This is a genomic window from Paenibacillus sp., assembly GCF_031177825.1.
Lineage (GTDB): Bacteria > Bacillota > Bacilli > Paenibacillales > YIM-B00363 > Paenibacillus_AE.
Genome location: NZ_JAPSKE010000033.1, coordinates 44,430 through 57,266, shown reverse-complemented (window position 1 = coordinate 57,266; position 12,837 = coordinate 44,430). Strand labels below are relative to the sequence as shown.

15 protein-coding genes, 1 rRNA gene and 1 riboswitch are annotated in these 12,837 nt (G+C 57.9%); of the genes, 14 read left to right on the top strand and 2 right to left on the bottom strand.

Going from position 1 to position 12,837, the window contains the following annotated elements; genetic code table 11:
- Positions 1–85: ribosomal RNA gene (rrf, locus tag RIN49_RS25200) — 5S ribosomal RNA — on the top strand; the annotation flags it as partial.
- Between the two features lie 215 nt (positions 86–300).
- Here the strand turns inward: rrf and RIN49_RS25195 are convergent.
- A complete protein-coding gene (locus RIN49_RS25195) occupies positions 301–876 on the bottom strand; it encodes a hypothetical protein (RefSeq protein ID WP_309122897.1) in 576 nt (191 codons plus the stop codon).
- A 194-nt stretch (positions 877–1,070) separates the two neighbouring features.
- Between RIN49_RS25195 and RIN49_RS25190 the strand changes: the two genes are divergently transcribed.
- From RIN49_RS25190 to rsmI, 10 genes are all read left to right on the top strand, one after another.
- Positions 1,071–1,229, top strand: a complete 159-nt coding sequence (locus RIN49_RS25190; protein ID WP_375295285.1) for a sigma factor G inhibitor Gin — start codon at positions 1,071–1,073, stop codon at positions 1,227–1,229.
- Positions 1,230–1,357: 128 nt separating this feature from the next.
- On the top strand, positions 1,358–2,842 hold the full coding sequence (locus RIN49_RS25185; protein ID WP_309122895.1) for an aminotransferase class I/II-fold pyridoxal phosphate-dependent enzyme: 1,485 nt from the start codon (positions 1,358–1,360) through the stop codon (positions 2,840–2,842).
- A gap of 37 nt (positions 2,843–2,879) precedes the next feature.
- The gene (gene tmk / locus RIN49_RS25180) at positions 2,880–3,527 is read left to right on the top strand and encodes a dTMP kinase (protein WP_309122894.1); all 648 of its coding nucleotides are present in this window, start codon (positions 2,880–2,882) and stop codon (positions 3,525–3,527) included.
- A 27-nt stretch (positions 3,528–3,554) separates the two neighbouring features.
- Entirely contained in the window at positions 3,555–3,884 is a 330-nt protein-coding gene (locus RIN49_RS25175) for a cyclic-di-AMP receptor (protein ID WP_138197962.1), read from the top strand.
- A 50-nt stretch (positions 3,885–3,934) separates the two neighbouring features.
- A complete protein-coding gene (locus RIN49_RS25170) occupies positions 3,935–4,381 on the top strand; it encodes a YaaR family protein (protein WP_309122893.1) in 447 nt (148 codons plus the stop codon).
- Between the two features lie 11 nt (positions 4,382–4,392).
- Complete coding sequence (gene holB / locus RIN49_RS25165) at positions 4,393–5,373, top strand: DNA polymerase III subunit delta' (protein WP_309122892.1); 981 nt, start codon at positions 4,393–4,395, stop codon at positions 5,371–5,373.
- Positions 5,373–6,188 (top strand): PSP1 domain-containing protein, encoded by an 816-nt coding sequence (locus RIN49_RS25160; RefSeq protein WP_138197965.1) that lies wholly within the window; start codon positions 5,373–5,375, stop codon positions 6,186–6,188. The genes holB and RIN49_RS25160 overlap by 1 nt, the downstream gene beginning before the upstream one ends.
- A 66-nt stretch (positions 6,189–6,254) precedes the next feature.
- Positions 6,255–6,617, top strand: coding sequence for an initiation-control protein YabA (locus tag RIN49_RS25155; RefSeq protein WP_375295284.1), 363 nt, complete (start codon positions 6,255–6,257; stop codon positions 6,615–6,617).
- 78 nt (positions 6,618–6,695) lie between these two features.
- Positions 6,696–7,460 (top strand): tRNA1(Val) (adenine(37)-N6)-methyltransferase, encoded by a 765-nt coding sequence (locus RIN49_RS25150; protein ID WP_309122890.1) that lies wholly within the window; start codon positions 6,696–6,698, stop codon positions 7,458–7,460.
- 24 nt (positions 7,461–7,484) lie between these two features.
- Complete coding sequence (gene rsmI / locus RIN49_RS25145) at positions 7,485–8,402, top strand: 16S rRNA (cytidine(1402)-2'-O)-methyltransferase (RefSeq protein WP_309122889.1); 918 nt, start codon at positions 7,485–7,487, stop codon at positions 8,400–8,402.
- Between the two features lie 115 nt (positions 8,403–8,517).
- On the opposite strand, the gene RIN49_RS25140 is transcribed toward rsmI, so the two are convergent.
- Positions 8,518–8,772, bottom strand: coding sequence for an AbrB/MazE/SpoVT family DNA-binding domain-containing protein (locus tag RIN49_RS25140; protein WP_138197968.1), 255 nt, complete (start codon positions 8,770–8,772; stop codon positions 8,518–8,520).
- A 264-nt stretch (positions 8,773–9,036) separates the two neighbouring features.
- Here RIN49_RS25140 and RIN49_RS25135 point away from each other — a divergent pair, with 264 nt between their 5' ends.
- The 3 genes from RIN49_RS25135 to RIN49_RS25125 all read left to right on the top strand — a co-directional run bounded on the left by RIN49_RS25135 (position 9,037) and on the right by RIN49_RS25125 (position 12,833).
- The gene (locus tag RIN49_RS25135; RefSeq protein ID WP_309122888.1) at positions 9,037–10,320 is read left to right on the top strand and encodes an HD domain-containing protein; all 1,284 of its coding nucleotides are present in this window, start codon (positions 9,037–9,039) and stop codon (positions 10,318–10,320) included.
- A gap of 4 nt (positions 10,321–10,324) precedes the next feature.
- Entirely contained in the window at positions 10,325–11,110 is a 786-nt protein-coding gene (locus RIN49_RS25130) for a TatD family hydrolase (protein WP_309122887.1), read from the top strand.
- A 216-nt stretch (positions 11,111–11,326) separates the two neighbouring features.
- A riboswitch (cyclic di-AMP (ydaO/yuaA leader) is annotated at positions 11,327–11,499 on the top strand.
- A 230-nt stretch (positions 11,500–11,729) separates the two neighbouring features.
- Positions 11,730–12,833 carry a resuscitation-promoting factor gene (locus tag RIN49_RS25125; protein WP_309122886.1) on the top strand — a complete coding sequence of 368 codons (1,104 nt, stop codon included), beginning with the start codon at positions 11,730–11,732 and terminating at the stop codon, positions 12,831–12,833.
- Positions 12,834–12,837 lie beyond the last annotated feature (4 nt).

The window sequence follows — 12,837 nt, the reverse complement described above, 5'->3', positions numbered from 1 at the left end:
ACCCATCCCGAACACGAAATTTAAGCCTTCCAGCGCCGATGGTACTTGGACCGCAGGGTCCCGGGAGAGTAGGACGTCGCCAAGCTGACATAAGAACGCCTCCGATTCGATTCGTCGAATCCGGAGGCGTTTTTTTCTCTGATAAGATTAGGTAAAACCGGCGTACAGTTATACCTACTGGACGAAGGACATGAGGAAGATGCGTAATTTCGAGCGGATTCACACGGATACGGCCTTTATCGGCAAAATATCGTAAATTTCCATATCATCGTTGAAAGCGAAGGCATCGAGCTGTATGGCTTAAGACGAATACAAGCCCACATCTGCGGGCGTCATGGCGAGAATGCTGCCCGACTGAGCGGAACGCTTCATCGCCATCGCGAGGTATAGGCGCGGCGCCATCCACCACAGGTGGATGAAGCCTGCGGTGAGTGCCGCGGCGGGCGGCACCCAGACGGCCAATCCCGCTGACGCCAATACGCCGATCGCGGTTAGGTGCAGCTGGATCGATCGATATTGACGGAACGGCACGCTGGAGGTCGGCAGGTACCCGAACCAAGGCGATGCAAGCAGCCAACCGTACCGCTGCGAATATCTCAATTCCTCCCGTTCCCGGCCCAGGAGCGCCGTTGTCAGGACGTAATACGCCGCCTGCCAGCCGACCAAGGCGCCGATGCCCCAGAGCAAATGGTATGCTCCCCCGTGAAGAATCGGTACGACCGAAAGCCATAATGTAAGAAAACCTAAATAAACAAGGCTAATTAAAGGATGACGGCGAATCCTCTTAAGGAGCTTGTATTGGTAGATCACTTTTTCGTTCGCGGGCGTTTCTGCTTGCATCGCCACAACCGTCACCTCGGGGTCTTCGGGTTTCATTCACGCTTCTCTCCGCGCCCACATATACATAAGGAACGGTGGCGAAGAATGGGAATCACATACCGATTCTCAATTATAGCAAGTTCGCCAAAAAAAGTTTAGAGATTTAGAAGAAAGGCAATACTGGGAGTAAAACGAGAAAGGTGAGCTGCCCAATGAATGCGCTGAATCCCGAAGCGGAGCCGACGATCTGCATGATTTGCGAAGAGACGCGTTCGGAAGGAATTCATATTTGCGGTCAATTTATTTGTGCGGATTGCGAGACGGAAATGGTACGGACGGACGTGAAAGACGAGAAGTATCCGTTTTTCATTACCCAGATGAAACGAGTATGGTATAAAAAGGACGCATAATCGATGCAGATCTCATAGAATGGAAAGGACTTTCCGACGGTCGGGCGCGACGGCGGGGAGTCTTTTTTTCTGACGGAGAACGAGGTAAGATACAAGTAGATTATGTCGAAAAAGGGGGAAAGCGCCCGATGACGGACAAACGGACGCTTCAACCGGGAGACGCGCCGATCGTGGCCGCGCTCGCCGCGTACCGGTCGCGTCGTCGGGCGGGCTTTCATGTGCCGGGCCATAAAGCGGGCGCCGCGTACGCATCCGACCCGGATGTGGCGAGCTGGCTCGGAGCGGTTGGGCCTTACGATGCGACCGAGCTGCCGGGTCTGGACGATCTTCACGCGCCCTCGGGCGCGATCGAGCAGGCGCAGGCGCTCGCGGCCCAATGCTTCGGGGCGCGGCGAACGTATTTCCTCGTCGGCGGCAGCACCGTCGGCAACCTGGCGGCGATCCACGCGGCGGCCGGACCGGGAGAGCTGCTCGTGCTGCAGCGGGACGCGCACAAGTCCGCGATCCACGCGTTGATGCTGCGCGGCGCAGGGGCGGTATTCGTCCTCCCGGAAGCCGACGAGGAGCTCGGTTTATACGGCGGCGTGTCGGCGGACGCGATCGCGCGCGCGTTGGACGAGCATCCCGAGGCGAAGGCGGTCTTCGTAACGAGCCCGAATTATTATGGGATCGCCGCGGACATCGGCGCGATCGCGGAGGCGGCGCATGCCCGAGGGAAAGCGCTCATCGTCGACGAGGCGCATGGGGCGCATTTCGGGCGACATCCGCGGTTTCCGAAATCCGCGTTGCAGCAAGGGGCCGACGTCGTCATTCAGTCGACGCACAAGATGCTATCCGCCTTGACGATGGGAGCTATGCTGCATATAGGCAGCAATCGCATCCCGCATGAGCGCATCGAAGCGTACTTACGTATGCTGCAGAGCTCGAGTCCCTCCTACCTCATTCTCGCGTCGCTCGACCGGGCGCGGCGGGAGCTGCATACGAGAGGAGATGCGCTCTTCGCGGAGGCGTTGGAAGCGATCGACAGTCTTGGCGCGGCGTTGCGAACGACGACGAGCGGAAGATTCGGCGTCAAGACGACCTCGGATCCCTTTAAGCCTCTCCTCTACGACGCCGCCGGCGGGTGGACGGGCTACGAACTGGCGGAGCGTTTGGCCGAGGTCGGCATCTATACGGAGATGGCGAACGAGTCGTATGTCGTCCTGGCCTGCAGTGCAGCCACGTCGGCGGCGGAAATCGAACGGCTCCTCTCGGCGTTACAACAATTTGCCTCACGATTTCCGGCGAAAAAGAAGGAAAATCAGCAAAATTTCTCGAATATGTATGCATTAGGGGCGTTATCCTTGTCCGCACCCGTTTATTTCAAGGCGGAGGACGCGATTTCGGCCGCAAGGACGGACGTACGACAAGACATTCCATGGGAAGAAGCGGTTGGCGAGACGTGCGCGGAGATGGTTATTCCGTATCCGCCCGGCATTCCGATCCTCTTGCCCGGCGAGGAGATTACTCGGGACATCGCGGCGGCGGCGCTTCGCCTCCGGGAGCAAGGCGCTTCGGTTCAAGGCGTTCGCGACCCCTCGCTTCGAATGATCGGCGTTCGTAAGGAACCCTAATGGCAGCTAGGCAATATACTATGTTAGGAGCCTGAAAGTGAAAGGCTTGTTTATTACTTTCGAAGGACCCGACGGGTCCGGCAAGACGACGCAAATGAAGCTGCTCGGCGAGCGGCTGGCGTCGATGGGGGCGGACGTCGTACGGACGAGAGAGCCCGGCGGGACGCCGATCGGCGATCGGCTGCGCGAGATCGTCCTGTCTCCGGACAATGGGGAAATGATGGACGAAACGGAAATATTGCTCTATGCGGCCTCCCGCGCGCAGCACGTTCGCGAGGTAATCGTCCCGGCGCTCGAGCGGGGGAAGGTCGTCGTCTGCGATCGATTCGTCGACGCGAGCATCGCCTACCAAGGGTACGGCCTGGGCCGGGATCCCGAGGAGGTGGCCCGAATCAACCGGTTCGCTACCGGCGGATTGCGCCCGCATCGGACGTATTTGCTGGATGTGCCCGCGTCGGTAAGCCGCGAACGGCTATTGAGTCGAGCGCTTGCGGCCAGCGGCGCGGGACTCGACCGCATCGAGCAGAAAGAGAGAGAATACCACGAACGAGTGAGAGACGGATTCCTACTGATCGCGAAAGCCGAACCGCAGCGCGTGATGTTGATCGACGCGAATCGGACCGTCGCCGACATCGCCGCGGACATCCATGCGGACTTCGACCGTTTGTTACAGCAACAGCAATGACAAAATCGCTCAGAGGAGGAATTTAGGATGAAACTTGTAATCGCAGTTGTGCAAGATAAGGACAGCAACCGCTTGTCGAACGCCCTGATTAAAGAGGGGATACGTGCGACGAAGATGGCGAGCACCGGCGGCTTCCTGAGGGCCGGAAACACGACGTTCATGATCGGGATCGAAGACGATCGCGTGCAGGACGTCCTCGAGGTCATCAAGTCGAATTGCAAGGTGCGCGATCAACTGGTTACGCCGGTCACGCCAATGGGCGGTACAACGGATTCCTATATTCCGTTCCCGGTCGAGGTGCAGGTCGGCGGAGCCGCCGTCTTCATCATGCCGGTCGAGCGTTTCGAACATTTCTAAGAATAAAGCAGAGCACGAACGAATCATTTCGGACACGGAGGCGGATCGACGTGAAAATCAATCCCGGCATCCGCCCGTTCGGCAAGGAGCCCCTTCGGAACGAAGGGGCTTCTGGCACCTCCGCGTCCGCTAGGCCGTTCTCCGGCTTTCTAAGGCAGGAACGGGAGGCGGCGTCGCAGGACGAGCTGGCCCGACGGATGGAACGCATCGCGCAGCAAGGCGAACGGCTGGCCCGTTCGATGACGGTGCGCGAGCTTAGAGAATATAAGGTGCTGGTTCAACGTTTCTTGGAAGACACGGTGCGCAAAGGCGTCGGTTTGAAGGAGACGAGGGGCTGGGACCGAAGAGGCAGAACGAAACGATATCAATTGTTGGACGAGATCGATCAGGCGCTCCTTTCGATGGCGGACGAGCTGCTCGCGACGGAAGGCGGCCGTATCGAACTGCTTGGCAAAGTCGGCGAAATTCGCGGACTGCTGATCAACTTGTTTTACTAGGAGCGAAGGACATGCCATTCCGAGATATCCCCGGTCAGGAACGGGTGAAGATGCAGCTGCAGGCGGCGCTCCGCTCCGACGCGCTGTCGCATGCTTACGTCTTCGAAGGGCCTCGCGGCACGGGACGCAGAGCGACGGCGCATGCGCTCGCCCAGGCGATTCATTGTCTGGAGGGAGGCGACGACGCTTGCGGGAAGTGCGCCGAATGCCGGAAGATCGATAACGGCAATCACCCGGACGTCCTGAGCGTCGATCCGGACGGGGCGACGGTGAAGATCGATCAGGTGCGGGAGCTGCAGAAGCAATTCGCTTATCGAACGACGGGGACGAAGCCGAGAGTTTACGTCATCGAGAGCGCCGATCGGCTGACGCCGCAAGCGGCGAACGCCTTGCTGAAGTTCTTGGAGGAGCCGAGTTCCGCGACGGTAGCCATACTTATCACCGAAAACGGGCAAGCCCTCTTGCCGACGATTCGATCGCGTACGCAGCGCATGGTATTCCTGCCGCTGTCCCCCGAGACGATGGAGGCGGAGCTGCTGCGGGAGGGGCATCCTCCGGCGCTGGTCAAACCGGCGGTACGGCTGGCGCCAGGGTTGTCGACGGCGCGCGAGCTTATCCAATTAAATTGGTTTGCAGAAATCCGAAACGCAGTGTTACAATTGGCTAAGGAGTCTACCCGCGGATTCACCGCCAGCATGTTGGCCGCGCAATCGGTCGCAGGCAAAGGGGAGATGTCCGAGCACTTGGACACCTTGTTCGATTTGTTCGCCTTATGGTGTAAAGATATGATCGTACTGCAACGACAACAGACCGCAACGGTCGTGTTCATAGATCAACTGGAGTTCCATGCCAAGCAGGCCATGTCCAAGCCGGCCCATCACTGGGTCGCCGTGATGGACGAAGCGCTGAAGGCCAAGCGGAAACTCCGCGGGCATGCGAATCCCCAACTTGTCCTTGAACGGTTTTTATTCGCGTTGCAAGGAGGGACATGATGGATACGTATCAAGTCGTAGGCGTCCGCTTTAAGAAGGCGGGCAAGGTATATTATTTCGACCCCAGCGACCTTCCGGTCGAGGATCATGAGAACGTCATCGTTGAGACGGCGCGCGGCGTGGAATACGGCAAGGTCGTCATCGGCAAGAAGACGGTTCGCGAGTCGGACGTCGTACTGCCGTTGAAGCGAGTCATTCGCGTCGCCGATCAGAACGACGCGAAGGTCGTGGACGACAACAAGGCGGCCGCGAAGAACGCGTTCGATATATGCGTGGACAAGATCCGAGACCACGGACTCAAGATGAAGCTTGTGGACGTCGAATACACGTTCGACCGGAACAAGGTGATCTTTTATTTTACCGCGGAAGGCCGCGTCGATTTTCGGGAGCTCGTCAAGGACTTGGCCGGCGTGTTCCGGACGCGGATCGAGCTTCGCCAAATCGGCGTCCGAGACGAAGCGAAGCTGCTCGGCGGATTGGGGCCGTGCGGACGCATTCTCTGTTGCTCCTCGTGGCTCGGCGATTTCGAGCCGGTCTCCATCAAGATGGCGAAAGATCAAAACCTGTCGCTCAACCCGACGAAGATTTCGGGATTGTGCGGACGATTGATGTGTTGCTTGAAATTCGAACATGACAACTACGAGAGCGTGAAACAGGACTTGCCGTCCGTGGGCGCTCGCGTCATTACGTCGGCCGGCACGGGCGTCGTCGTCGGGATCAATCCATCCTCGCGGATGGTAAGCGTTCGCGTGGCGGAAGCCGGCAACCGCGTATCCGACTTCCCGCTAGACGACGTCGCGGAGCAAGAAGCGTAAGGGTTGTCTCTTTCCAGGGGTGGAACGGTGGAAGATAGAAAAGACCTATACAACCAAGTCACGCACATGGAAGACATGTTCGCGAAGTTCGGGGTAGAGCTGACGGGGCTGAGGAAGCAGATCGTCCTGCTGCTCGAAGAGAACAAGCGGCTCAGCATAGAAAACCAGCAACTACGCAAAATATTGCGCAAAGAGAACGGGACGGCGGAGACGCCCGCCGCTCCCGACCCGGACGTCGCGGCGGCTCAGGCGCCCGAGACGGCGGAGCGGCCGGGGGCCGAACCGCAGGACGCCGCCGGACAGGTCGGCGAAGGGTACGACAACTTGGCCCGGCTGTATCACGAAGGGTTCCATATCTGCAACGTATACTACGGGCATCTTCGCACCGAAGGCGATTGTTTGTTTTGCTTATCCTTCTTTAATAAGTAGACGGAAGAACCGTAGGACTACACAGCCCTGCGGTTTTTTGCGATTTCACGAGGGATGCTAAGGAAGGGGGACCGGCCGATGAAGGTCGAGCGAGTCGAGCTGCAGCCGGGCGAACGGTTGGACGACTTATTGACGCAAGATTTGAAAATCATACAGAGCGACGAGGTGTTCAGCTTCTCCCTCGATGCCGTCCTCCTGGCAAGGTTCTGTTCGGTGCCGAAGGCGGGCGCGATCGTCGATCTGTGCACCGGCAACGGGGTGATTCCGCTGCTGCTGACGACGCGAACGGGGGCACGGATTACAGGCGTAGAAATTCAGCCGCGGCTGGCTGACATGGCGCGGCGCAACGTGGAGCTGAACGAGCTGGGAGACCGCGTGCGGATCGAGTTGGCCGACCTGAAGACGTACCACGAACAAGCCGGTCACGGCGGCTTCGATCTCGTCACCGTCAATCCGCCGTACCTGCCGGCAACGTCGGGAGAGATCAAGGGCAATCCCCACATCGCCGCGGCGCGGCACGAGCTGTTCGCGACGCTGTCCGACGTGACGCAGGCATGCGCGAGGCTCGTGAAGTCAGGCGGCAAGGTGGCGATGGTTCACCGGCCGTCGCGGCTCGCGGAGATCGTAACGGAGCTGCGCGCGGCGAAGCTCGAGCCGAAGCGGATGCGCTTCATTCATCCGCGTCGCGATCAGGAAGCGAATATCGTGCTTGTCGAGGCGCTGAAGGATGGGAAGTCGGAACTTCGCCTGCTCCCGCCGCTCGTCGTGCATGAAGCCGACGGTTCGTACACGGAGGAGCTGCTCGACATTTTCTATGGACGCAAAAACGAACTGAAGGGGTAACCTAGAAGGATGGAGGGGGACGCGATGCTAGACAACGCCGAAGAAGCGCGCATCCAGCGCAGCTTCCGCGACGAGGGGCGGACGCCGTACGGCACGCTATACATCGTCGGAACGCCGATCGGAAACCTGGACGATATGACCTACAGAGCGGTACATATATTAAAGGAAGCAACATGGATCGCGGCGGAGGATACGAGGCAGTCGAGGAAGCTGCTAACGCACTTCGACATCCCCGGGAAGCTGGTTTCGTACCATGAGCATAATAAGGAGAAAAGCGGCGAAGCGCTGTTGGACAAGCTGCTCGCCGGGGAGACGGTCGCGCTCGTCAGCGACGCCGGCATGCCGGCGATTTCGGATCCCGGCGCGGATCTCGTCGCGGAGGCGATCGAACGGGGCGTCTCCGTCGTGCCGATCCCCGGTCCGAACGCCGCGCTGACGGCACTGGTCGCCTCGGGACTGCCGACCGAAGCGTTCACGTTCGTGGGTTTCCTGCCCCGCGATAAGCGGAAGGCGTCGGCGACGCTGGCCCGGTGGAAGCGCCAGCCGGCGACGCTGATCTTCTATGAAGCGCCGCATCGGGTGGAGGCGACCTTGAAACTCATGTTGGAAGCTTGGGGGGACCGCCGGTGCGTCCTGGCGCGGGAGCTGACGAAGCGGTACGAAGAATTCGCGCGCGGCACCCTATCGAGCTGTCTGAAGCATGTGGAAGCGAACGGGCCGATGGGCGAATATTGCGTGCTGGTGGAAGGGGATTCGGGGCTTGCCGGGGACGGCGAGGAGGAGACGGCCTGGTGGGCCGAATTGTCGCCGGCCGAACATGTCGAGGCCTACGAACGGAAGGAAGGTCTCCCGCATAAGGAGGCGCTGAAGAAGGCGGCGACCGACCGGAATGTGCCGAAGCGGGACCTCTATAACGCCATCCATCAAGGAAAGCCGGAGTAAGGACAAAAAAAGTGCCTATGATCCGTCAACGAAACCGTTGGAGATCATAGGCCAATAAGGAGATATAAAAAGGTTAGAATTAACATGGTCATAAAGCTATTATATACTATTTTTCTTATTTTGTCACAGGGGTCGGCATTTCTTTTAGGCATTCGTTACAAACAATTTTTCCCTTGAAATAGGTGACGTTGTCGGCGTTGCCGCAGAAGATGCAAGCGGGCTCGTATTTCTTCAACATAATCCGCTCGCCGTCGACATAAATCTCCAACGCGTCCTTCTCGCCGATGCCAAGCGTTCGGCGAAGTTCGATCGGGATCACGACACGGCCGAGTTCGTCGACCTTGCGGACGATACCTGTAGACTTCATCATATGGATAACTCCTCCCAAAATGTAAAATAACAATAAATTTATGCTCGCCATAATTCGACATAATTTTTACTAGTTTCTATGATACCAAGCATTCCCATAATAGTCAACGTGGATTGGCGCGTTTATAAATTCCTTATTTTTAAAGGGTTTTCCAATATTCAAGAGGCAACAAATTGGATAAGAATCCGACAGCGGCGTTCGACAAGGGAATGAAATAATTGTCGAATAATGTCGATTAATAGCGAAGAACGGTGGGATCGAACCATGTCGATATGGCCCGAAGAGAAGGTGTTTAAGGATCCGGTTCATAAGTATATTTATGTACAGGAACCCGTGATTTGGGATTTAATCAACACGCGAGAATTTCAACGGCTGCGCCGCATCCGACAACTAGGCACTTCGTACTTGACGTTCCATGGCGCGGAGCACAGCCGCTTCTCTCATTCGCTCGGCGTATACGAGATCGCACGCAAGATTATCAGTCAATTCGAGCGCAACCGCTTCGAGGATTGGCCCGGCGAGGAGCGCTTGTTGTGCCTGTGCGCGGCGCTGCTGCACGACATCGGGCACGGCCCTTTCTCCCACTCGATCGAGACGGTGTTCGGCGAGCATCACGAATCGTGGTCGTGCCGCATCATCCAAGGCGACACCGAGGTGAACCGGGTGCTGCGCGGCGTCGATCCGACGTTCCCGGACCGCGTCGCGGCCGTCATCTGCAAGACGTATCCGCAGGAGATCGTCGTGTCGCTCGTCTCCAGCCAGCTGGATGCCGACCGGATGGATTACTTGCTGCGGGACGCGTATAGCACGGGCGTAAATTACGGCATGTTCGACCTCGAACGCATCCTCCGGGTCATTCGGCCGTACCGAGGCCAAATCGTCGTGAAAGAGAGCGGCATGCACGCGGTCGAGGACTATTTGACGTCTCGCTATCAGATGTATTGGCAGGTGTACTTCCATCCGGTGACGCGGAGCTCGGAGATCGTGCTGCGGAATATTTTCGCGCGAGCGAAATCATTATACGACAGCGGCCACGCGTTCCTCTTCATGCCCGAGTCGCTGCGCCGGCTGTTCGACGGGACGCTAGACACGGAGCATTATTTGCAGCTGGACGAGGCGCTGGCGCAGGCCGCTTTCGAGTTGTGGACGAACGACAAGGACCCGATATTGTCGGATTTATGCCGAAGATTCCTACATAGAAAATTGTTCAAGTACGCCACGCCGTCGAAGCTCGACGACGAGTTGCTCGATCGGCTGCGGGAATCGATTCGCCGGGAAGGGTACGATCCGGAGTATTATTTGCAGGTCGATTTTCCGAAAGATTTGTCGTACGATGTTTATCGCTCGGGTCGAAACGCGCAACGAAAACCGATTTATTTGTTGAAACGTGACGGCGAGCTGCTCGAAATCAGCGAAGCGTCCGACATCGTTCGCTCGATCAGCGGCACGACGTCGGGGAGGCACCGAATTTACGTGCCCGAACGGATGCTGGAGCCGGGCAATCCATACGTTACGGCCGAAACCGAGGAATGGCTGAGAGGAGAATGAACCCATGATTACGGATACGCATACGCATCTGGACCACGCCTCTTTCGAAGGCGAGAGAGAGGCGGTCGTTCGTCGCGCGAACGAAGCGGGAGTGACCCGCATCATCAATATCGGCTGCAACCGGGAGTCGATCCCGACGACGCTTGCGCTCGCGGAGACGTTCGATTGCGTCGAAGCGGTCGTGGGGTGGCATCCCCAAGACGCGATCGATATGACGGCCGAAGATTTGGACTACGTCGAGCACCTGGCGCGTACGCATCCGAAGGTCGTCGCGCTGGGCGAGATGGGACTCGATTATTATTGGGATACATCGCCGAAGGACGTGCAGCACCGCGTCTTTCGCGAGCAAATCCGGTTGGCCCGGAAGCTCGGACTGCCCATCGTCATCCATAATCGGGACGCGCATGCCGATGTCGTTGCCATATTACGGGAAGAGAAAGCATACGATGTAGGGGGAGTCATGCACTGTTTTTCCGGCAGCTGGGAGACGGCGCAGATGTGCTTGGATATGAATTTCTACCTCTCGTTCGGCGGCCCGATCACGTTCAAGAACGCGAAACAGCCGAAAGAGGTGCTGGCGAAGGTGCCGATGGATCGTCTTTTGGTCGAGACCGACGCGCCGTATTTGACCCCTCATCCGTATCGTGGGAAGCGAAACGAGACGGGGTATGTCCGGCTCGTCGCGGAAGCGGCGGCGGAGATCAAAGGGCTTTCCTTGGAGGATTTCGCGGCGATCACGAGCGCGAATGCGGCATCGTTATTTCGCCCGATTGGAGAAAGGGGGAGATAAAGCGAGAAATTGGCGCAAATTGGTGAAACGCGTAGCGGTTATTTCGAGTAACCGGCCATAATTTACGAATTTCCGCCGATTATCATCGATTTCGGGGGATTGACCCCTCTTTACAACGATGGCTTGCTCCCTTTATGATACTTATCAGACACCGAATGAAATAAAGATTACAACATATTTCCAGTATCGCTGAGTTTCCCGATGAGCGACTGCAGAAGCCGCCCATCGCTTGGGGAAACGGGGGAACCGCATCGGACGTATCCGTAAGATACGTCTAGGGGTGAATTTTCGGATATCGCCGTCATTGTACGTACGGCGCACGCCGAGATAGGGCCACTCTCCGGTCCGAATCCGACAGCTAACCTCGTAAGCGTTACGAGAGAGGTAACCGTCCGTGCTGAACATGCACACTTTTCGCTTCCACGAAAAGCCGCGAACGAGCCTCTTCGTCCCGGCTTTTTTTCATGGATTCGAACGGTTGCCTCACACTACGAATATAGTCGCGTCGATCCTTTGCACCTGAGAGAACAACTCACGTACAAGGCGGGACTATGTAAGGAGGACTGTAGCAATGGGGGATATTCCTGTACAAGGAACCCATGAGGAAAGTCTGTCCGACATGTCTTACGCATGGCGCTGGGCCCGTGCTCATAAGAAGGTTTTATTGTCGGTCGTCGCAAGCGCGCTTGCGGCGGTAGGTCTATTCTCCGCGTTGATGTACGGTACGCAGTTCAAGCGCGTATCGATCGTCGCGGACGGTAACACGATCGAGGTCGTTACGACGACGGAGACCGTAGCAGACGTGTTAGAAGAACAAGGGGTAGTCTTAGGGAAACACGATGAATCGTCGCTGCCGTTGACGTCGAGGCTGAAGCACGGCGCCGCGGTGGAGATCGATCGGGCGTTCCCGGTCAGCGTCACGGCGGACGGCAAGACCGTCGAAGTGTACACGACGGGAGCGCAAGTGAGAGACGTCTTGAACGAAGCGGGCGTCACGCTCGGCGAGCTGGACCGGATCCGACCGGCGCTCGACGAACGGCTGACGGCTTCCGCCGACGTGAAGATCGTGCGGGTACAACGCGTCGTCGAGGAAACGGAACACGCGCTGCCGTTCGAGACGGTCAAACAAGAGGACAAGTCGCTGCTCAAGGGTAAAGAGAAGGTCGTACAACAAGGCCAAGAGGGCGTGCTCGTCAAGCAAATCGAGAAGGTATACGAGGACGGCGTCCTCGTTTCGGAACAAGTATTGGCGCGAACGGTGGAGCAGGAGAGTCTCGCGAAGATCGTCGCCATCGGCACGAAAGTGGAGCCGAAGCCGGTGACGAATGCGGTAGCCGTCTTGTCGGCGGAAACCCAAGAAGTGACGCTCGACGGCATGACCTTCGGCGTGAAGGGCGTGCTGAAGAACGTAACGCTTACGGCGTATTCGGCGGGCTTCGCTTCGACGGGCAAGCGGAAAGGCGACAAGGGCTACGGCATTACCGCATCGGGCACGACGGTGTCGGAAGGACGCACGATCGCGGTGGACACCAACGTCATTCCGATGGGATGGTGGGTGTATATCGACGGCGTCGGATTCCGGCGCGCGGAGGATAAGGGCAGCGCGGTCAAAGGCAAGAAGATCGACGTGTACTTCGACAGCGAAGCCCATGCGCACAAGTTCGGCACCAAGAAAGGATATACGGTGTATGTGATCGGACCGAAGAAGCCGGTCGCGAACTAAGTTT